The organism is Nocardia sp. 348MFTsu5.1, assembly GCF_000383535.1.
GTDB classification, from domain to species: Bacteria; Actinomycetota; Actinomycetes; order Mycobacteriales; family Mycobacteriaceae; genus Williamsia; species Williamsia faeni.
In genome coordinates this window covers 103,394-122,764 of record NZ_KB911515.1, presented here as the reverse complement: position 1 = coordinate 122,764, position 19,371 = coordinate 103,394, and the positions used below count along the sequence as shown (strand labels likewise).

Below are 19,371 nucleotides of genomic sequence, written 5' to 3'. Positions count from 1 at the left end.
ATCGGACGGTGAGGTGATCTCGCCACCCTGGGCGCGGTGACGGGTCGGGTAGCGCGTCGAAAAGCGGCAGAACGGGCACGGAGAAATATCCACGTGAAAACGATTCGGCAGGCTTGCTAACGTCAATCACGTGACTGTCCAATGCTGACTCGCCTACTGCGCACATACATGGGTGCCTATCGCCCCCAGCTGATCTGTGTGGTGCTGCTGCAACTGGTGGCGACTGCCGCGATGCTGTTCCTCCCGACGCTGAACGCAGACATCATCGACAACGGGGTGTCCAAGGGCGATACGTCCTACATCCTCCACGTCGGGGGATGGATGCTGGCGGTATCGCTGGTGCAGGTGTTGGCCTCGATTTCTGCGGCGTACTTCGGTGCCCGGGCGGCGCTCGGGGCCGGCCGCGACATCAGACACGACCTCCTGCATCGGGTGGACAGCTTCTCGGCCCGGGAGGTCGGAACCTTCGGTGCGCCATCGCTGATCACGCGGACGACCAACGACGTGCAACAGGTTCAGATGGTCGGCGTGATGGCCTGTTCGATCCTGGTGACCGCGCCGATCATGTGTGTCGGTGGGATCGTGTTGGGCATCGGGGTCGGCGGAACGCTGGCCTGGGTGCTGGTGGTCGCGGTGCCGCTCCTCGGCGTGAGCATGTCGTACATCATCTTCCGGATGGTGCCGGGCTACCGGGCCATGCAAACCCGCATCGATGCCGTCAACCGGATCCTGCGTGAGCAGATCACCGGCATCCGCGTCGTCCGCGCCTTTGTCCGGGAACCGCACGAGCGGCAACGATTCTCGCGGGCCAATCATGACCTCACAGACGCCTCGCTGTACGTCGGCCGACTGATGGCGTTGATGTTCCCGGCGGTCCTGCTGATCAGCAATGTGACCATCGTGTTCATCATCTGGTTCGGCGGCCACCTGATCGAGGACGGCAGCATTGAGATCGGTGCCCTGACCGCGATGATCTCCTACGTCATGCAGATTCTGATGGCCGTCATGATGGCGTCGTTCCTGGCCATGATGGCGCCGCGGGCCGCGGTCTGTGCCGAACGCATCTACGAGGTGCTCGAGACCGAATCGTCGGTTGTTCCGCCGACGAAGCCCGTGCCGATGCGCGCCGACGCCGGCTTGGTCGAATTGCGATCGGCTCGTTTCCAATACCCGGGCGCCGACGAACCGGTCCTCCGTGACATCACCTTCACCGCACGTCCGGGGACAACCACCGCCATCGTCGGTTCGACCGGCTCGGGCAAGACCACGCTGCTGTCGCTCATGCCGCGTCTCATCGATGTCACCGACGGTGCCGTCATCGTCGGAGGGACCGATATCCGGGACCTCGACCCGGCTGTCCTGCGCGCCGAGATGGGATTGGTCCCGCAGCGGCCGTATCTGTTCTCCGGGACCATCGCGACCAACCTGCAGTACGGCAAGGCCGATGCCACCGAAGAAGAGATGTGGGAAGCGTTGACCATCGCCCAGGCAGCAGACTTCGTCCGCGAGATGCCCGATCAACTCGACACCAAGGTCGCCCAGGGCGGAACCACGGTGTCGGGTGGTCAGCGGCAGCGCCTGGCGATCGCCCGCGCGCTGATCCGCAAACCCAAGATCTATCTGTTCGACGACTCGTTCTCGGCGCTCGATCTCAGTACCGACGCCCGGCTCCGGGCGGCGCTGCGTCCGGCAACCCGCGAGGCATGCGTTCTCATCGTGGCGCAGCGGATCACCACGATCGCCGACGCCGACCAGATCGTCGTCCTTGATTGTGGTGCCGTTGTCGGCATCGGCACCCACGACGAATTGCTCGAGACCTGCCCGACCTACGCGGAGATCGCGCAGTCGCAGCTGTCTGTGGAGAGTCGGGCATGACGCGGCCAGGTGCCGCCGGCGCCGGACCGATGATGGGTGCCGTCCCGGTTGAGAAGGCCCGGTCCTTCGGTCCGTCCGTCAAGCGGCTGCTGCGCATGCTGGTCGTACGGCGGCTGGCGGTGGGTGTGATGGCATTCTTCGCGGTCACGTCGGTGATCCTGACAGCCGTCGGACCATTGCTTCTCGGCCATGCCACCGACCTCATTTTTGCCGGGGTCATCGGCGATCGCCTGCCTGCGGGCGAGTCGAAGGAACAGGCGGTGGAAAGCCTTCGGGCACAAGGGGAGAACACGTTCGCCGACATGGTGTCGTCGATGGATGTCGTCCCGGGTACGGGTATCGACTTCGGTGACGTCGCCCGCGTCCTGGCCCTGGTGCTGGTCCTGTACGTCGTGTCCGCGGCCATGAGCTGGCTGATGAGCCGGATCCTCAACGTGCTCACGCAGCACACCGTGAGTGAGTTGCGTGCCGAGGTGGAAGCGAAGATCCACCGGCTCCCGCTCCGGTACTTCGACGGCAATCAACGCGGTGACCTGCTGAGCCGGGTCACCAACGACCTCGACAACGTCTCGCAGAGCTTGCAACAGACGATCGCTCAGGTGCTGAACTCCGTTCTGACGGTGATCGCGATCCTGGTGATGATGGTCTGGATCTCGCCGCTGCTGTCACTCATCGCGATCGTCACCGTTCCCTTGGCGGTCCTGGTCACTGCGACGGTGGCCAAGAGGTCGAAACCGCATTTCATGGCGCAGTGGTCCAACACCGGCCGCCTCAACGGTCAAGTGGAAGAGGCCTTCTCGGGCCACGAATTGATCAAGGCATTCGGACGGCAGGAAGACGTCGAGAGCCGATTCGACGAGCGCAACGAGAAGTTGTACAGCGCCAGCTGGAGAGCACAGTTCATCTCCGGCATCATCATGCCCGCCATCATGTTCCTCGGAAACCTCAACTACGTGGCGGTCGCCGTGGTGGGCGGGCTGCGCGTGGCGTCTGGATCGTTGAGCCTGGGTGATGTGCAGGCATTCATCCAGTACTCGCGGCAGTTCACCCAGCCGCTGACCCAGCTCGGGTCGATGGTCAACATGATGCAGAGTGGCGTGGCGTCGGCCGAGCGCATCTTCGACATCCTCGATGCCGAGGAACAGAGCCCGGATCCGGCGATGCCGGATACACCTGAGACGAGCAAGGGACTCATCACCTTCGACGACGTCTCGTTCCGCTACGTGCCCGATCAGCCACTGATCGAGAGCCTTTCGCTGGTGGCCAAACCCGGGCACATGGTGGCGATCGTCGGTCCGACCGGAGCCGGCAAAACCACCCTGGTGAACCTGATCATGCGCTTCTATGACGTCGATTCGGGCACCATCGAACTCGACGGTGTGGACACCTCACGCATGACCCGCGACGATCTGCGGGAGCGGACCGGCATGGTGCTCCAGGATTCGTGGCTGTTCGGCGGATCCATCCGCGACAACATCGCCTACGGTGATCCCGAGGCCGACGACGCGGCAATCATGGAGGCGGCCCGCGTCAGCCATGTCGATCACTTCGTGCGGGTTCTGCCCGATGGTTACGACACCGTCATCGACGAAGAAGGCGGCGGCGTCAGTGCCGGCGAGAAGCAGCTCATCACGATCGCCCGGGCGTTCCTGGCGAAACCGACCCTGCTCATCCTCGACGAGGCCACCAGTTCGGTCGACACCCGCACCGAACTCCTGATCCAGAAGGCGATGGCCGCGCTGCGGTCCGATCGCACGAGCTTTGTCATCGCCCACCGGTTGTCGACGGTTCGTGACGCGGACACAATCCTGGTGATGGAGCAGGGCCGCATCGTCGAACAGGGCTCACACGATGAACTCATCGTCGCCCGCGGTGCCTACTACCGCCTGTACAACAGCCAATTCATCGGACCCATGGACACCGAAGAGGACGAGGCAGGCGAGATCGAGACACCGGAGTTGTCGAAGCGCTGACCGGTCTGCCGGCCGCGGGCTATGGCTGGCCGAACTCGACGTCGCCCGTGTAGCCGATCATCCACTGGATGCCGTATTTGTCGGTGCACATGCCGAAGAGCTCGGCCCACTCCACCTTGTCCGGTGCCATGGTCACCTCGCCGCTCTCGGACAGGCCCCCGAACACCTGGCGCGCCTCGTCGGCGCTGTCGACCTCGACCGACACGGCGAAGTTGGTGCCCGCGGAGATCGTGCCCATCTGCTCGGGGACATCAGATCCCATGAGCACACTGTCACCCAGGGGTAGCGCGATATGCGCGACACCGTTCTGCTGTTCTGCGGTTAGGCCCATGTCGCCGGAGTCCAAGTCACTGAAGCGGACCAGCTGCAACTCACCCCCGAACACGGACTGGTAGAAGGTGAAAACCTCTTCGGTGTTGCCGTTGAAGTTGAGGTACGGATTGACTGATCTCATCGTGTGCTCCCTCGTTGCCGCCGCCGGTCGCGCACAACATTTTACTGCGCGGCCACGACAACAGAAGGCGATCTCGCGGTGCTAATCGATGTCGATGGCAAACGAGTGGTGTTCGTGTGTCACCGTCCAGTGGCCGTTGTCTTTGCGCAACCCGACGGTGAGGCGTAGTCGTCGATCCGGATTCACGGCAAAATCCTCGGCGGTACCGCAACGCAACAACATGTGGGCGAACGCGACATCTGTGCCGGCGGAGATGTCCATGTCCACGATGTCGAACGTCCCGCCGGAGGCCTGCCACTCGAAGAACTGCGGCCATGACCGCCGGTACTCGTCGATTCCCCGGATGCCGTTGTGTGGCGGCGGGACATCGAACATCACGATGTCGGAGGAATGGTCGGCGAGAACTGTGTCCAGGTCGCCGGTCCGGACCGCTTTTGCCCAGCGGTTGATGAGGTCGCGGATTTCCCCGGTGTCATCGGACATGGTCTCGACTCCTGGCCGGCGGTCAAGACCGCCCTAGATGGTTTGATTTGTCGATGTTCTGACCATCTGGGCCCGGGGAATTCATCGGTGTGCTCGTTCGATACCGATGGACGTTCATCCAGTCGCGGGAGTCCAGCCCAGCTTGGGTCCGAGGTGCGTTGCCATGTCGGTGAGGATCTGCAGGTAGTCGGGATCGTCGAATGAGAACGGCAACGCAAAGGTTGCTTCCTGGGTGCGCTGGAATCCCGCGTGCGAGAACAGTTGGTCGGCGATCTCTTCCGAGGTGCCCACGATGTCAGGGGCGAAGAGCATCTTTCGCGGTCCCTGAGGGGACTGAGTCCGCGCGAAACGGGAGGCGGCATAGTCCCGGTACTTCCGAACCTGTTCAGGCGTCGCCGAATCGGTGGGAATGACCACCAGACCCTGTGACACACGGGCCTTTTCGGGATTCGGGTGGTGGGCCCGGTAGGCGGCGATGTGCTGCGCCTGAATTGTCGCGAAGTCCAGTGAGTCCGATCCTTCGGCGGTGACAACCGAACTGGTCAGGTAATTCAGCCCCTGCTGTCCGGCCCAGATCGCCGACGACAGCATGCCGCCGTACCAGATTCTGTCGATCAAACCGGGGGAGTGCGGTTGCACGATGCGCGAAAACTCCTCGATACCAACGGTTCCCTCAAAACTGCTGACCGGGACTCCCCGAACATTGTCCATGAGTCGGCGTACCCGATCTTTGCTGAAGTTCTCGATCGCGTGGGTCTCGGGATAGAGACTCGTTTTGAAGTCGTCGTAGCGCATCGGGGTGCCCACGGAGACACCGGGATTGAGTCGTCCACCGGAAAGGAGATCAACCGTGGCGAGGTCCTCTGCCAGTCGCAGCGGATTCTCGAGGCCGAGCGGGATGACTGCGGTGCCGAGATCGATACGGCTGGTGCGCTGGCTGGCGGCGGCCAGGACGGCAACCGGTGACGAGATCCCGAATTGGAGATGCCGGTGCCGCAGCCACACGCTGTCGTATCCCAGCTCTTCGCCCAGTTCGATGATCCGAAGGGTCGACTCGTGACCGTCGGCCGGACGCGCGGGATCGAATCGGCCGATGGTGAGGAAGCCGAGCTTGTGGAGTGGTTCGCCGGGAAGTGGCACCGTTATCGTCCTTCGAGTTGGGGTGTTGTGGTCTCAATGCCGGAAAGTGCAAAGTGCTTGTCTCGACGGGTCGTCTCTGTTTTAGTTACGTCACCAGTCGTATCGTAATCTGCGTCACACGTCAGGTGGGACGCACAAGCTTCCGAGGGGGTATCGGTGGCAGCTGACCAACCGCTTGCTGACATGAGACTGCAGCGTACGAGTAGGGATGCGGCGACACTTCCGGCCCGCCTCGCTTCCTGGTTGTCCACAGTCCTGCCCGGCGGCACAACGCCCACGGTAGCCGTGGACAGCGGGATCGACAGCAACGGGATGTCTTCGGAGACAATCGTGCTCACCGCCACCTGGGAACACAACGGTGAGACGACGTCGCGCCGGTTCGTGGCGCGGGTGACACCGGCCGACGAGGACGTACCCGTCTTTCCGCAATACCGGCTTGACCACCAATTCGAGGTCATGCGGCTGGTGCGTGAGCTGACGGAAATTCCGGTACCGCAGGTGCGCTGGATGGAACCCAGCGGCGACGTGCTCGGCACACCGTTCTTCCTGATGGACCACGTCGACGGCGTCGTGCCACCCGATGTGATGCCGTACACGTTCGGCGACAACTGGTTCCACGATGCCTCCGTTTCGGAGCAGCGAGCGGTCCAAGACGCGACCGTGGCCGTCATCGCCGAACTGCACTCGATCCCGGATGCGGTGACCACATTCGGATTTCTCGACGAGGGGAACGACGGCGATACCGCCTTGCGCCGCAACGTCAACTGGTGCCGATCGTGGTACGAGTACGCGGTCGGCGAGATCGGGCGATCGGCGTTGCTGGATCGGGCATTCGACTGGCTCGAAGAACACTGGCCCACCGATGCGGACGATGCGGAGCCGGTGCTGTTGTGGGGTGACGCGCGGTTGGGGAACACGCTATATCGCGACTTCCGGCCGGTGGCCGTGCTCGACTGGGAGATGACGGCCCTCGGGCCCCGTGAACTCGACATTGCCTGGATGATCTTTGCGCATCGCGTGTTTCAGCATATTGCCACGTCGCTGGGCCTTCCGGGGATGCCGGACACCCTGACCGAAAGCGATGTCGTCTCCACGTACACCGAGCTGACCGGGGTGGCGGTGGGCGACCTCGACTGGTTCTACACGTATGCCGCGGTCATCTGGGGGTGTGTGTTCATGCGTACGGGGGCTCGGCAGGTGCACTTCGGTGAGATCGAGATGCCGGACGAAGTGGATGGACTGTTCCATCATCGGGCACTCCTCGAACAACTCATCGGTGCGGGCAAAGGGGATGCGCAGTGATCGGACCGCTTGACGAATACCCTATTCACCAGGCGCCTCTACCCATCGGACATGTTGAATCGAGCGATCGAAACTTCTACGACCGCAGCTACTTTAATGCGCACGACCGCACCGGCGACATATTTGTGATCACCGGTGCGGGCTATTACCCGAATCTGGGCACCAAGGACGCATTTGTGTTAGTGCGTCGAGGGGATGTGCAGACCGCGGTTCATCTCGGCGATGCCATCGATTCCAACCGGCTCGATCAGCATGTCAACGGGTACCGGATCGAGGTGGTCGAGCCGTTGCGAACAGTGCGTCTGATCCTCGAGCCCACCGAGGGTATAGCCATGGACATGACCTGGCAGGGCTCGTTCGATGTCCTGCAGGAGCAACCGCATGTCATGCGAACCGGTAGTCGAATCACCCTGCAGGCACAGCGATTTGCCCAGGTCGGTACCTGGAGCGGCATGTTGTCGGTCGACGGCACCGACATCACTGTCGACCCGTCGACATGGGTGGGCACCCGTGATCGTTCGTGGGGTATCCGTCCGATAGGGGAGCCCGAACCGGCGGGACGGCCGGCCGATCCGCCATTCGAGGGCATGTGGTGGCTCTACGTGCCGATGCGTTTCGACGACTTCGCGATCATCTTGATCATTCAGGAAGACCCGACCGGGTTCCGCACCCTCAACGACTGCACGCGGGTCTGGGCCGACGGCCGGACCGAACAACTGGGCTGGCCGAAGGTGACCGTCCGTTATGCCTCCGGCACCCGGATCCCGACCGGCGCCACGATCGAATGCACTACGCCCGACGGACGTCCACTGGTGCTCGAGGTCGAGTCGCGACTCGCGGTCCCGATTCACGTCGGTGGTGGATACGGCGGTGACCCCGACTGGATTCACGGCACCTGGCATGGGGAGAAGTTCGTCGAACGGGTCAGCTACGACATCACCGACGACGCGGTTGCCGGCCGGATCATGTTCGGTGTGATCGACCACGTCGGACGAGCTGTCTGCACCGGTCCCGGAGCCGACGGTGTCGAGGGGTTCGGGCTGTTCGAACACGGTGCGCTGGGGCGTCACGACCCGTCGGGGTTCACCGATTGGCTGACGCTGGCCCCCTGATCTGCATGCTGCCCCAGCGAGCGGTGAACCGACGTTGATGCGTGGAAAAGCGCTGCAGTGGGTAGCCTGTGCCGGTGGGGATTCTGACGCCGCTGGCGGTAAAAATTGGCGCGGTCTCGTGGATGCCGAAAATGCTTCCGCTGATAGAGAAGTCGGACGTACAACTCCAGCGCCTCACCAAGGGGCGCGTGAGTGTGCTCGACATCGCGGGCCTGCCGAACATCGTCCTGCGGGTACCCGGACGGAAGACCGGAAACATCCGGTCGACACCGTTGCTCTGTGCGCTGAAGGATGACGGGTGGCTGATTGCCGGCTCGTACTTCGGCAATCCGAAGCTGCCCACCTGGGTGCTGAACCTCAGGGCCTGCGAGACCGCGCAGATCGTGCACCGTGGGAAGACGTTGAAGGTCAACTGGATTGAGATCACCGGAACCGAGCGTGATGAGGTCTGGAAGATCATGCTCGACATCTGGCCGAACTTCGCGATCTATGAGGAGCGGACCGATAGATTGATCCCCGTCTTCTTCCTGAGTAAGGTGACCGCCGACTCGTAGTCATCGGCAGGGGCGATCGCAGTGGACATCAATGAGGTGACCGACGAACTGTACGGCCTGGAGCCGGCAGATTTTGTGGAGATCCGCACAGCGCGGGCCAAAGAGGCCCGAGCCGACGGAGATCGCGCACTCGCCAACAAGATCGCGGCACTGCGACGCCCGACCACCGTCGCGTGGATGGTCAACATTCTGGCGCGCGAACGCGCCGAGGACATCAGCAATCTCCTCGAACTCGGCGAGGCGATGCGAGATGCTCAACGGCATCTGGCCGGTGACGATCTACGCGCCCTGACCACCCAGCGTCAACAGGTCGTTCGGGCGATGGCCAAACAGGCCGGTGCATTGGCCGCCGACCACGGATATCAGCCGAGCGAGACTGCGCTCCGCGAGGTCGGGCAGTCCTTGCACGCGGCACTGGCCGATCCCGAGATCGGCGAGTTGGTGCGGGCCGGGCGATTGCTCTCCGCCGTCAGCTACAGCGGGATGGGTCCGGCCGGACTCACGTTGGTCGGCGGAAGTGAACACAAGCGCACTCCCACTCGGGCGTCCCGTGAGGAGATATCGGAGGATGCGCTGATCGAGGCCCGCTCACAGCTCGTCGACGCCGAGGAAGCAGAGCGGGAGGCCGAAGCGATGGCTCGCTCAGCACACGACGACGCGAATCGGGCAACAGCAAATCTGAGCGACGCGTCCGCCCGGGTCGAAGATCTGCGGGTTCAACTCACGCAGGCAGAGCAGGAACTCCAGTTCGCTCGTCGCGCCGAGCAGGTCGCAACCGGCCAGGTGGCGACATCGGACCGGGAGTTGGAGCAGGTCCGCGCACGTGTGGAGAAGCTCCGCAAGCGGCTCGAGGCATTCGCCACCGACTGAGGGCGCAGCAGTGATCGCGGCTGCGCCCCCGTTTGCGTCGTTGGGCGGTCCAGATCTGGTGTTCGCTACTCAGTTGCCGGCGAGTTTGCCGACATTGGACGGGCAGTAGATCGGGACCGCGATGTTGATCAACGTCCGGGCCTTCGAGTCGCTGAGCCCGGTCGAGTCGGCGGTCGAGGTAACCGTGTCGTTCAGGCTCGTCCCGCCCGACAGCTCATCGCAGACCTTCTGTGCCGCGGCGATCTGCTCCTCGCGGGTCCCGAATGTCGCGTCCTGGGTTTCCAGTGTCTCGACATAGGTGTTGTCCTGGATGCTGCCGGCCGCGGTGGAGGCGTTGTCCAGCGCTCTTTCGGCGCTGGAGCGCACCGCGCTGGTGGCCTTGTCGATGTCCTCGCTGCTGCACGCCGCCGCGAACAGCAGACAGCTGACAAATGAAACCAGTGCGACAATCTTTTTCATACCGTCTCCATTCGTTGACGTGCCTGCCGGAAACGATATGCGATCAGCGGTCCTGCTCGTCCGCACCGGCCGAACTGGTGGCCGCGACTTGTCCGGACGTGTCGGGATCGGGCTCGGCCGGGGTGTATCCGATGGCCGGTCTGGCCAGCAGCTCGACCGCCAGCAATGCGAGTACCGCTATGAGAGCGGTCATCATGACCACCAGACCCGAGGGGTAATCCCAGAAGACCAGAACGATGATCGCGATCGCAATGATTCCGACACGCAGCGGCAGCCGGAACCGAGCCGCGTAGATCTCTGCCGGATGGGGGACGCGACCGCTCGCGTTGCCCCGCGCCGAGTTCATTCCCTTGCTGAATCCGCGGCGGATGGCCGCAGCCGACGCGGACGAGCCGGTGAGGTACCCGACCAGTGCGATCACTATGCCCAGGACCGCGACTGCGCGGAGGGCTGTGCGCAACGGCACGACGAGGGTGTCGATCAGTACGGCTGCCGCATCATTCGACATGACATCAGCGGGCACCGCGTCGAGATAAATCGATCGGCCGATGCTGATCGAAATGGCGAGCAGCGCCATCGCGATGGCGACACTGACGCCGAACAACGAGAACGCTCGTCGACGGGCTCCTCGGGGCGCGGCCCAGATTGCGGCGGCACCGACAAGCAAGACCAGGAACGGCAACACCGTGGCGGCCTTGTCCAATGCGGACACCGCGCGCTGCGCCTTGACCAGGTCGGGTGACCGGAAGATCACAAACGACTTGTTGATTTCCGGGATGTTCTTGGCGAAGGTGAAGCCGCGATCGGTCAGGGCTCCGCGGACGTTGTCGATGATCGGTTTCAGTTCGATGCTGACGGTGCCGTCGTTGTCGATCTTGAGTGCCTTGGCGTGATCACCGGTCAGGACAGCGACCAGATTCTCGTGGGCACGCCGGTTGGCCTCGACCCACAGCGTCTTGAACTGATCAGAGGCCAGCAACCGCTGCACGGTCGCATCGATGAACGACCGCGCCTGACCGGCGAGGACCGGTGCCAGGCCCGTCACAGCCGGCGGAACGTTGGGAGCGTTCTCGGTCAGCGCGGTCAGCGCGTCGCCGGTCACCTTTTCGATGTCGGCCTGTTTCATGATCTCGTCGGTGATCTGCGCGGCCAGCTCGTCGTGCAGCACCTTGCTCTCGGCCAGCGGCGTCACCGTTTCGACGTAGTGGTCGGTGTCGAGCACTTCCGCGCGGGCAAATCGGGCCAGTACTGCCGAGTACGTGAGCATTGCAACAAGCACCAAAAGCACTGTGGTGGCGGTCCAGCGCAGGACTCGGTGCTCTCCTCTGGCGGTGGTGCCGCCGGACTGTCCCGGTGGCGTGTCGGCGACTTGGCTGCGCAGCCAGAGAAGTTCTGCGCGCTCCGAATCGTCGAGAGGTTTTCCGACAGGGGATGGCTCCATGGTTTGGTCCTCATATCGTCGGTGGCTGCGAGACGGAACACGCGGATGAGTGGTCGTTCATCAACGCGGCCGACCATCACCGTAAACCGTTGATCGCACGCCGGTGTACGACACGATGGAAGTTCACCCCGAGAAGGTGAGGAAGATGGTGGGCGAGGTGAAGACCACATGAACGATCACCGTGACCGGGACCCAGACGGGCGTGCGCGGCAGTCGCGACCACGAGATGAACTCGGCCGACCGCTGCCCTATGGGTCCGTGGGTGTCGAGCCGGTCTCTGAAGAGCCCCTGCCGCCGGCCGAAACCATCGCCGCGGCCACCGCACTACTCGAACAGGGCCGGCCGTTCTCGGCACACGAGGTGTACGAGGTCCGGTGGAAGACGTGTCCGCAGGCCGAACGAGCATTGTGGCAGGGCCTCGCGCAGGTCTGTGTGGCGTTGACCCATCAGGCGCGCGGCAATCACCGAGGAGCGCGCAGGCTGCTCGAGCGGGCGATCCTGCAGTTGTCGGCGTATCGGGCAACAGCGGGACCGACGTACGGTCTCGACCTCGACGACGTGATCAGCGATGCGCGTGTGGAGATCCTCGGTGTGCGCTGATCCGGGATCAAGTCCAGTGGATTGTGCTGTACCGGACTACTTTTGCGCTGAGAGTGGAACCTGTTGTGGCCGTGCCACCGCTGATCGTGGTGTGCCCTCCAGCGTTTTGCTCAGATCTGCCCGCAGGGTGGTCGCGGAGTCGAGAAGGTAATTCTGGCGGACTTTCCACGGGCTGCGGTCGCCCTGGCGCGGGAAAGAATCGATCGACCGCTGGATGTAACCCGACGTCAGGTCGAGCAAGGGCTTCTCTTTGAGGGAAGGATCGCGTTTGGGGACCACTGCTGCGTAGTCGTTGCGGTCCATGAATTTCAGGACCTTGCACACCAGTCGCGACGTCAAGTCCGCTCGCAACGTCCACGAGGCATTCGTGTAGCCGATGCAGATGGCGAAGTTGGGGACTCCGGTGATCATCGCGCCCTGCCAGACGAACTGTTTCGACAGTTCGACCGGGTTGCCGTCGACCCGCAGCTCGAGACCACCGAATGCCAGAAGTTCCAGACCGGTGGCGGTGACGATCACATCGGCGGGCAACGTCCGTCCGGACTCGAGGACAATGCCTTCGGGGACAACCGAATCGATGTGGTCGGTGACGATCTCGGCGTCACCCTTCTTCATCACCCTGAAGAGGTCGGCATTGGGGATGGCGCACAGTCTCTGATCCCACGGGTCGTACGACGGGGTGAGATGCTCGGCCACCGTGGCCGCATCGCCCAGGATCTTGGTGCTCAGCTTGGTCAGTAATGCACGCGCAGCCTGTGGGCGGCGCTGGCAGAACTGATAGAAGCCGATGCCGAAGAGGATGTTCTTGGTGCGGATCAGTCGATGCGCCACGCGCGGCGGCAGGACCGACCGAAGTTTGTCGGCGATCTTGTCCCGGCTCGGAACCGCGCTGATCCAGGTGGGTGAGCGTTGCAGCATGGTTACGTGGGCAGCCGTCGGGGACATTGACGGGACAAGCGTCACCGCCGTCGCCCCGCTGCCGATGATGACCACCTGCTTGTCGGTGTAGTCGAGGTCTTCGGGCCAGAACTGCGGGTGCACAACGGTTCCGGCGAACGTGTCGAGACCGGCGATGTCGGGGGAGTAGCCCTTGTCGTAGTTGTAGTAACCCGCGCAGGAATACAGGAACCGGCAACGGAGGGTCTGCTCGGCGACGGCCCCCACGGCGTTCGTCTCGCGGGCCGTCAGTGTCCAGAGGGCGTCGGTCGTCGAGAAGTTCGCGGCAACGATCTTGGTGCGGTAGCGGATCTTGTCGTCGATGCCGAACTCGTCGGCGGTCTCCTGGATGTAGCGCAGGATCGATGGGCCGTCGGTGATGGACTTCTCGCCACGCCACGGGCGGAACTGATAGCCGAGTGTGAACATGTCGGAATCCGAGCGAACGCCCGGATAGCGGAACAGATCCCAGGTGCCGCCCATGACGTCCCGGGCTTCGAGGATTGCGTACGACAGTCCCGGGCATTCGGTCTGCAGACGGAACGCCGCACCGATTCCGGACAGCCCTGCACCCATGATCACCACGTCGAGATCGGCCTGTGGCGTGGTGCGCGCGGATTCGTCATTCACTGCGATCGACATGTATCCAGTCTCCGTACTACGTCGCTTCACTACTTGATTCTGTGCGACAACTATTTGATCATGGACGACATGTCCGTGATCCGATCGGCCGGCCTGCGAGGATTTCGGGCACTGGTTGCCGAGCTCGGCGGCGATGCGGAAGACATCGCGCGATCCGCGGGGCTACCGGCCGCTGCGCTCGACAGTGATGATCTGTTGGTCTCGGATCTTGCGATGGCCCACACCCTCGAACTCGCGGCGCAGCAGTTGACCTGTCCGGATCTGGGGTTGAGGCTCGCTGCGCGGCAGGATCTCGGGATGCTCGGGCCGCTTGCGCTGGCGATTGCGAACTCGTCGACGCTGGCCGACGCCCTCGAATGCACGTCGAGGTACCTGTTCGTACACGCCCAGTCGCTGAGCCTGGCGCTGGAGGCCGATCCGTACGAGGTGTCCGGCGTGGTGGCGTTGCGATACGGTCCCCGCGCCGGCCGGGATTCGGCGATCCAGGGCACCGACCTCGGGCTGGGTTTTCTCCATCGATCGATCGAACGACTCCTCGGTGGCAGCTACGGCCTCCGAACGGTGGAACTTCCGTATCAGCCCGAGGCATCCCTCGATCGCTACGAGGAATTCTTCGGAGTGCCGGTGCGGATCAACCGGCAATCGGCCATGCTCCGTGTCCCCAAGAGCATTGCGGTTCGGCCGCTTGCCGGGGCCGACAACAACCTCCGAATGCTGTCGCGGGCGTTTCTTGCCGAGCAGGCGTCCGAGGCCGGCGCTGCCACAGCGCCGCGGGTCCGGGCTGCAGTCCAGCAGGTGCTGGGCACCGCGCCACCCGAGATCGGTTCTGTGGCAAGGCTACTCGCCACCCATCCGCGCACGTTGCAACGCCGGCTCGCCGCCGAGGGAACGTCGTTCTCGGCGATTCTCGACTCGGTGCGTCGCGCAGAGGCGCGTCGATACCTCACGACGACCGACATGCCCATGGGTCAGCTGGCGGCCATGATCGGGCTCACCGAGCAGGCCACGTTCACCCGGTGTGCCCAGCGGTGGTGGGGGAGTACACCCACCGAGGTCCGGAAGGCCGGTGTCACGCAGGCGGGTCTGCCAGCGCCGACCTCGCCCGCTTAGCGAGTTCGACGGTGGCCATCCGCAGATCGGCGGCGGCGATGATCGGCGTGGCGTACCCGACTCGGGTGTACGCGATTCCGCGGGGTGTGACCACGCGAAGGTCGAGGCCATAGCGATCGGCGCCGGTGCACGTGGCCTCGGTGGTGTCGGGGAATCCGCCGAGTCCCTGGGCCATCTCTCTGAGTGAATCGGCGTGGTCGTTGTTGAGGTGCTCGACGGCGCGCCCGGCGCCGGGGGTCACCGGATCGGGGGTGGCGGCGAGATACGCCTCCGCCGTCGCCGAATCCATCCGCCCGTAGCCGCCCACCCATCGAACACGCTCGACTCGCAGGACCCACAGGGCAAAATCGCTGTAGTCGACGTAGTACTTCGCGGCCGGAACCGCGGCCAGGTGTGCCTCGCGTGCCGCGGCGAGTTCGTCGCCGGTCGGTCGCTCGACGTGTCCGGCGAGGGTGATCCGGGCGCTCGCGAGGGGATCGGACTGCGCGTTGGGGGCGACGATGGCGATACTGGCGCGCGGGTTGCCGGCCAGATTCCGGCCGTGCTCGGCCATGTTCGAGACGCACAGGACGGGTGCACCGGCGAGTAATCCGTAGGTGACGAACGAGGCCCAGGGGTCACCGTCGGCGGTCAGACTGGCCAGCGTTCCGGCATTCGTCGATGCCGCGATCGTCTGGGCCTCTTCGGCTGCCGAAGGTCGAGTCGAGTCGACGACCTCGGTGAGAGGTGCTGGAACAGAGGGTGCGTCACCGGGGTCGCCATGATCGAGGGTCATGGTGCGAATCCTACGTGCCCGACGACTGGCCGAATCAGGAGTTGTGCGATGGATGGTAGGAATGGTCGATGAGTTCAGGGCAGACGCGTCCCCCGGTGTCACCGGTGCTGGTTGTGGCAAGCGAAGACGTCGATGCGAGTCGTCGGGCGTACGAATTGCTTCTCGGGGTCGATGCCGGTGCGCCACTGACCGTGGACAACGCGACGATCGAATTGCGTGGCGGCACTTCAGAGAAGGCGCCGCATCGGGCATTGTTCGGCACCGAGGACTTTGCCGCGACCACCCGACTACTGCGTCGGCGCGGCCTGGCGCTCACAGAGACCTCCGCGGGACGCGCCGAGGCCGATGCCGAGCCGTCCGTCGGTGTCATCGAGGCCGGTGAGTCTGCCGTGGTGCCCGGTTCTGAACTGACGTCCGTCGACCACCTCGTGTTCAATTCCGCCGATCGCGATGGTGCGGTGGCGCTTTTTGGTGCAACACTCGGCATGGATTTTCGCCTGGAGCAATCGATTCATGACGGGATCCATCAGCTGTTCTTCCGGGCGCCGACCATGGTCGTGGAAGTGGTTGTCGGGCAGGGTGATCCGGGTTCGGTGACAACTCTGTGGGGTGTTGCGTGGAAGTCGGCCGACATCGACCGCACCCATCTTCGGCTTGTTGCCGCCGATGTTCCCGTCAGTGAGATGCGAACCGGTCGCAAAGCCGGTACTCGCGTCTTCTCGGTGCGCGACCATGCGCTGGGCCTACCGACGCTTGTCATCGACTGACCGTCCCGCACACGCTCCACAAATACAAAGACGCTCCACATACATGTGGAGCGTCTTCGTAGAGACGGAGCGTTTGCGGCAGTGGGTTACAGCGACAGGATCGACGCGGCGGCTGTTCCCGGTGCGCCGTACACCTGTGCGTAGCCGACGCGAGGGTTGCCGGGGACCTGACGGTCGCCCGCTTGTCCGCGGAGCTGCAGCACGAGCTCGTGCACCTGACGGATGCCGGAAGCACCGATCGGTTCACCGTTGGCGATCAGGCCGCCATCGGTGTTGACCGGCATCGAGCCGCCGATCTCGGTGGCGCCCTCGGCGATCAGCTTCTCCTGATCACCGTCGGCACAGAAGCCGTTTTCTGCCATGTGGATGACCTCGGCACCGGCGTCGGTGTCCTGCAGCTGCATGACGTCGACGTCTTCGGGTCCGATGCCCGCCATCTCATAGGCGGCCTTGGAGGCGTAGACGGTCGGTGACACATCTTCGTCGATCGCGGCCCACGTGGCGTGGACCTCGTAGGCACCGTAGGTCCGGGTGCGGATTGCGGTGGAGCGCAAGAACACCGGGGAGCCCGTGAAGCGATGGGCGATGTCGGCGCGGCACATGATGACTGCCGCGGCACCCTCGTCGGGCGCGCAGAACATGTAGTGCGTCAGCGGCCAGTTGAGCATCTGGGCGCCCAAGATCTCTTCTTCGCTGATCGGCTTGCGGCGGAAGGCCTTTGGATTCAGCCCACCGTTGCGGTAGTTCTTCGCCGCGACCTTGGCGAGGGTCTCGACAGAGATGCCGTGATCACGGATGTAGCGGCTGGCCTTGATGCCGAAGAACTGCGTGGTGACGAACTGGCCGTTCTCGGCGTACCAGGCGGGCAGGCCGAGCATCGCCGGATCGGCGGTGAAAGCGCCGCGCGGGTGCTTGTCGGTTCCGACCGCGATCCCGATGTCGTACTTGCCCGAGCGGATGCCGTCTGCGGTCTGCTCGATCGCGCTGGCCGAGGTGGCGCAGGCGTTGAACACGTTGGTGAACGGGATGCCGGTCAGACCGACCAGGCGGGTGACGGCGTCGGTGTTGTCGACCTCGTAGCTGCCGCCGATACCGAACTGGATGTCTTTCCACTGCGCGCCGGCGTCAGCCAGTGCGAGCTGGATGGCGTCGGCGGCCATCTCGATTGCTGACTTGGTGCCGAATCGACCAAATGGGTGCAGACCCACGCCGATGATCGCAACGTCGTTCATGTTCGGACTCCTCGCTCAGCTGTTCTCTGACACCGGCGTAAACGCCCAGGTGATGATCTCGGTGCCGTCTTCCTCGGTGTAAAACGGGATGAAGGTCAGTTCGACGTCCTTGATGGTCGCCAGCTTCTCCGGATCGGCTTCGGTGAGGCGCGCCTCGACGCGAACATCGTCACCGAGCTGGATCAGGCCGACACCAAAGGTTTCGAACGTCGCGGCGGTCTCGCCACCGGCGTAGGGAAGCTTCGGCACAAAACCCTGGGTGGTGAAGGCGATCAGGGTGCCGCGACGGGGAAGTAGAAGTTCCGACATATCAGGCCCGCTGCAGCGTGGGCAGCGGTCCTGCCGTGGCCACGTCGTCGCGCTGCAGGCATCACACCTGCTGCCGATGAGCTGCGCGTTCTCCGCAGGCCAGGTGGAAACGTCGGGCGCGAGCGCCTTCGTCGTCATGAGCCATCCTCCAAGTTCTGGTGCCCCACTCGAGTCCGGAGGGACCCGTGGCACACCATTCACAATAACCGGAAATGCCATTCTCGTCTACGAAAGGCCCGTAACCGCAGGCAACGCGGCACGGCGTGTCGCAGATCGAGGGAACTTCCCTAACTTTTCCCCCGTTCAAGGAACGCAATCGGAGAGCGGCATTCGATGTTTCTGGAATTTGTCATTTTTCCAGTTGCGGAATGTGTACGTTCCCCCAAGTACTTCCCCCGTCTAAGTAAGGAAATTCTGTTGTCTCGACATCTTTCCCGCTCCACCGGACTCGTGATCACCCTCGGAGTCGCGGGCTCACTCTTCTTCGGTTCAGCCGCCGCGGTTGCCGCCCCTCCTGTGGGCGGCCCCGGCCTGGGATCACAAGAATCACCGGTAGTAAAGCCGACGCCGGTCCTGAGCTCGGTCGACAATTTTCGGGACCTCGCCGGTCTCGACGCAGGCTATGTGGGCATCGGTAACAAGCACCTGAACCGGGGTGTGATCTATCGCTCGAATGCGTTGATTGCCAACGACTCCGATCTGGCGACTCTCGGCACACTCGGCATCACAAAGGTCTATGACCTGCGGACGGCAGGGGAGATCACCCCCGGCAAAGAAGATCGCCTGCCGGCCGGCGTAACCCGTACCTGGCTGCCGACTCTCGCAGGTGACATCGCGGGTCAGGTGAGTCAGCTGAAGACCCCTGCGGACTCGGTCGCTTTCATGGAGAACATGAATCGAACCTTCGTGACCGATGCCGAGGTGCGAAAGAGTTTCACGGCCCTGTTCAACGACATCGCGGCGACTTCGGGCGCCCAGGTTATCCACTGCACGGCGGGCAAGGACCGGACCGGGTGGGCCAGCGCCATCCTGCAGAGTCTGGTCGGCGTCTCGCCGCAAACGATCATGTCGGACTACTTGCTGACGAACCAATATTCGGCAGCGTCGATCGAACGCCAGCTCGCGGGGGTCGAGGCGGCACGCGGTCCTGAGGCACGCGCACTGTATTCGCCGCTTCTCCACGTGGAAGCGAGCTACCTGCAGGCGGGGCTGGACCAGTTGAAGGCCAGCTACGGTTCGGTGCAGAACTACCTGCTCAACGGACTCGGGCTCGATCCGCAGACGATCCGCACGCTGGTCGTCAAGCTCGTCGGCTGACCGCGGAACATCCAGGTTGC

Annotated in this window: 19 protein-coding genes; 10 read left to right on the top strand and 9 right to left on the bottom strand. The window is 63.7% G+C overall.

Annotated elements, in window-relative coordinates; all coding sequences use genetic code 11:
* Positions 1 to 141: 141 nt before the first annotated feature.
* Entirely contained in the window at positions 142 to 1,875 is a 1,734-nt protein-coding gene (locus tag H290_RS0114880) for an ABC transporter ATP-binding protein (protein WP_020107610.1), read from the top strand.
* Positions 1,872 to 3,848, top strand: coding sequence for an ABC transporter ATP-binding protein (locus tag H290_RS0114875; protein ID WP_020107609.1), 1,977 nt, complete (start codon positions 1,872 to 1,874; stop codon positions 3,846 to 3,848). Before H290_RS0114880 ends, H290_RS0114875 begins: the two co-directional genes overlap by 4 nt.
* Before the next feature lie 19 nt (positions 3,849 to 3,867).
* Here the strand turns inward: H290_RS0114875 and H290_RS0114870 are convergent, their stop codons facing one another.
* From H290_RS0114870 to H290_RS0114860, 3 genes are all read right to left on the bottom strand, one after another.
* Positions 3,868 to 4,302, bottom strand: coding sequence for a VOC family protein (locus H290_RS0114870; protein WP_020107608.1), 435 nt, complete (start codon positions 4,300 to 4,302; stop codon positions 3,868 to 3,870).
* An 81-nt stretch (positions 4,303 to 4,383) separates the two neighbouring features.
* Positions 4,384 to 4,785 carry a nuclear transport factor 2 family protein gene (locus H290_RS0114865; protein ID WP_020107607.1) on the bottom strand — a complete coding sequence of 134 codons (402 nt, stop codon included), beginning with the start codon at positions 4,783 to 4,785 and terminating at the stop codon, positions 4,384 to 4,386.
* A 114-nt stretch (positions 4,786 to 4,899) separates the two neighbouring features.
* Positions 4,900 to 5,925, bottom strand: coding sequence for an LLM class flavin-dependent oxidoreductase (locus tag H290_RS0114860; protein WP_020107606.1), 1,026 nt, complete (start codon positions 5,923 to 5,925; stop codon positions 4,900 to 4,902).
* A gap of 183 nt (positions 5,926 to 6,108) precedes the next feature.
* Here H290_RS0114860 and H290_RS0114855 point away from each other — a divergent pair, with 183 nt between their 5' ends.
* From H290_RS0114855 to H290_RS0114840, 4 genes are all read left to right on the top strand, one after another.
* A complete protein-coding gene (locus H290_RS0114855; protein ID WP_036519080.1) occupies positions 6,109 to 7,227 on the top strand; it encodes a phosphotransferase family protein in 1,119 nt (372 codons plus the stop codon).
* Entirely contained in the window at positions 7,224 to 8,339 is a 1,116-nt protein-coding gene (locus H290_RS0114850) for a hypothetical protein (RefSeq protein WP_020107604.1), read from the top strand. Before H290_RS0114855 ends, H290_RS0114850 begins: the two co-directional genes overlap by 4 nt.
* A 74-nt stretch (positions 8,340 to 8,413) precedes the next feature.
* Positions 8,414 to 8,893, top strand: a complete 480-nt coding sequence (locus tag H290_RS0114845) for a nitroreductase family deazaflavin-dependent oxidoreductase (protein WP_036519144.1) — start codon at positions 8,414 to 8,416, stop codon at positions 8,891 to 8,893.
* 21 nt (positions 8,894 to 8,914) lie between these two features.
* Positions 8,915 to 9,763 (top strand): hypothetical protein, encoded by an 849-nt coding sequence (locus tag H290_RS0114840; protein WP_020107602.1) that lies wholly within the window; start codon positions 8,915 to 8,917, stop codon positions 9,761 to 9,763.
* A gap of 69 nt (positions 9,764 to 9,832) precedes the next feature.
* Here the strand turns inward: H290_RS0114840 and H290_RS0114835 are convergent, their stop codons facing one another.
* Positions 9,833 to 10,222 (bottom strand): DUF732 domain-containing protein, encoded by a 390-nt coding sequence (locus H290_RS0114835; RefSeq protein ID WP_020107601.1) that lies wholly within the window; start codon positions 10,220 to 10,222, stop codon positions 9,833 to 9,835.
* Between the two features lie 43 nt (positions 10,223 to 10,265).
* The gene (locus tag H290_RS0114830; protein WP_020107600.1) at positions 10,266 to 11,663 is read right to left on the bottom strand and encodes a hypothetical protein; all 1,398 of its coding nucleotides are present in this window, start codon (positions 11,661 to 11,663) and stop codon (positions 10,266 to 10,268) included.
* A 168-nt stretch (positions 11,664 to 11,831) separates the two neighbouring features.
* Here H290_RS0114830 and H290_RS0114825 point away from each other — a divergent pair, with 168 nt between their 5' ends.
* A complete protein-coding gene (locus H290_RS0114825; protein WP_028463215.1) occupies positions 11,832 to 12,263 on the top strand; it encodes a DUF309 domain-containing protein in 432 nt (143 codons plus the stop codon).
* A gap of 36 nt (positions 12,264 to 12,299) precedes the next feature.
* Here the strand turns inward: H290_RS0114825 and H290_RS0114820 are convergent, their stop codons facing one another.
* A complete protein-coding gene (locus H290_RS0114820; RefSeq protein ID WP_020107598.1) occupies positions 12,300 to 13,841 on the bottom strand; it encodes an NAD(P)/FAD-dependent oxidoreductase in 1,542 nt (513 codons plus the stop codon).
* A gap of 60 nt (positions 13,842 to 13,901) precedes the next feature.
* Between H290_RS0114820 and H290_RS0114815 the strand changes: the two genes are divergently transcribed.
* Entirely contained in the window at positions 13,902 to 14,951 is a 1,050-nt protein-coding gene (locus H290_RS0114815) for an AraC family transcriptional regulator (protein WP_020107597.1), read from the top strand.
* Here the strand turns inward: H290_RS0114815 and H290_RS0114810 are convergent.
* The gene (locus H290_RS0114810) at positions 14,911 to 15,726 is read right to left on the bottom strand and encodes a HugZ family protein (protein ID WP_020107596.1); all 816 of its coding nucleotides are present in this window, start codon (positions 15,724 to 15,726) and stop codon (positions 14,911 to 14,913) included. The two genes, H290_RS0114815 and H290_RS0114810, sit on opposite strands and share 41 nt — an antisense overlap.
* A gap of 68 nt (positions 15,727 to 15,794) precedes the next feature.
* Here H290_RS0114810 and H290_RS0114805 point away from each other — a divergent pair, with 68 nt between their 5' ends.
* A complete protein-coding gene (locus H290_RS0114805) occupies positions 15,795 to 16,493 on the top strand; it encodes a glyoxalase/bleomycin resistance/dioxygenase family protein (protein WP_051122055.1) in 699 nt (232 codons plus the stop codon).
* 86 nt (positions 16,494 to 16,579) lie between these two features.
* Here H290_RS0114805 and H290_RS0114800 read toward each other — a convergent pair whose 3' ends face one another.
* Positions 16,580 to 17,725: a thiolase family protein gene (locus tag H290_RS0114800; protein ID WP_020107594.1), complete on the bottom strand. Its 1,146-nt coding sequence runs from the start codon at positions 17,723 to 17,725 to the stop codon at positions 16,580 to 16,582.
* A gap of 15 nt (positions 17,726 to 17,740) precedes the next feature.
* Positions 17,741 to 18,172, bottom strand: a complete 432-nt coding sequence (locus tag H290_RS0114795; RefSeq protein ID WP_028463213.1) for a Zn-ribbon domain-containing OB-fold protein — start codon at positions 18,170 to 18,172, stop codon at positions 17,741 to 17,743.
* Positions 18,173 to 18,451: 279 nt separating this feature from the next.
* On the opposite strand from H290_RS0114795, the gene H290_RS0114790 reads away from it, so the two are divergent.
* Positions 18,452 to 19,351 carry a tyrosine-protein phosphatase gene (locus H290_RS0114790; protein WP_028463212.1) on the top strand — a complete coding sequence of 300 codons (900 nt, stop codon included), beginning with the start codon at positions 18,452 to 18,454 and terminating at the stop codon, positions 19,349 to 19,351.
* Positions 19,352 to 19,371: the final 20 nt, after the last annotated feature.

What these genes read in the sequence shown, in the direction of transcription:
- H290_RS0114880 (WP_020107610.1), top strand. Translation starts at nt 142, where the DNA reads ATGCTGACTCGCCTACTGCGCACATACATGGGTGCCTATCGCCCCCAG.
- H290_RS0114875 (WP_020107609.1), top strand. Translation starts at nt 1,872, where the DNA reads ATGACGCGGCCAGGTGCCGCCGGCGCCGGACCGATGATGGGTGCCGTC.
- H290_RS0114870 (WP_020107608.1), bottom strand. Translation starts at nt 4,302, where the DNA reads ATGAGATCAGTCAATCCGTACCTCAACTTCAACGGCAACACCGAAGAG.
- H290_RS0114865 (WP_020107607.1), bottom strand. Translation starts at nt 4,785, where the DNA reads ATGTCCGATGACACCGGGGAAATCCGCGACCTCATCAACCGCTGGGCA.
- H290_RS0114855 (WP_036519080.1), top strand. Translation starts at nt 6,109, where the DNA reads ATGAGACTGCAGCGTACGAGTAGGGATGCGGCGACACTTCCGGCCCGC.
- H290_RS0114835 (WP_020107601.1), bottom strand. Translation starts at nt 10,222, where the DNA reads ATGAAAAAGATTGTCGCACTGGTTTCATTTGTCAGCTGTCTGCTGTTC.
- H290_RS0114830 (WP_020107600.1), bottom strand. Translation starts at nt 11,663, where the DNA reads ATGGAGCCATCCCCTGTCGGAAAACCTCTCGACGATTCGGAGCGCGCA.
- H290_RS0114825 (WP_028463215.1), top strand. Translation starts at nt 11,832, where the DNA reads ATGAACGATCACCGTGACCGGGACCCAGACGGGCGTGCGCGGCAGTCG.
- H290_RS0114820 (WP_020107598.1), bottom strand. Translation starts at nt 13,841, where the DNA reads ATGTCGATCGCAGTGAATGACGAATCCGCGCGCACCACGCCACAGGCC.
- H290_RS0114815 (WP_020107597.1), top strand. Translation starts at nt 13,902, where the DNA reads ATGGACGACATGTCCGTGATCCGATCGGCCGGCCTGCGAGGATTTCGG.
- H290_RS0114810 (WP_020107596.1), bottom strand. Translation starts at nt 15,726, where the DNA reads ATGACCCTCGATCATGGCGACCCCGGTGACGCACCCTCTGTTCCAGCA.
- H290_RS0114805 (WP_051122055.1), top strand. Translation starts at nt 15,795, where the DNA reads ATGAGTTCAGGGCAGACGCGTCCCCCGGTGTCACCGGTGCTGGTTGTG.
- H290_RS0114800 (WP_020107594.1), bottom strand. Translation starts at nt 17,725, where the DNA reads ATGAACGACGTTGCGATCATCGGCGTGGGTCTGCACCCATTTGGTCGA.
- H290_RS0114795 (WP_028463213.1), bottom strand. Translation starts at nt 18,172, where the DNA reads ATGACGACGAAGGCGCTCGCGCCCGACGTTTCCACCTGGCCTGCGGAG.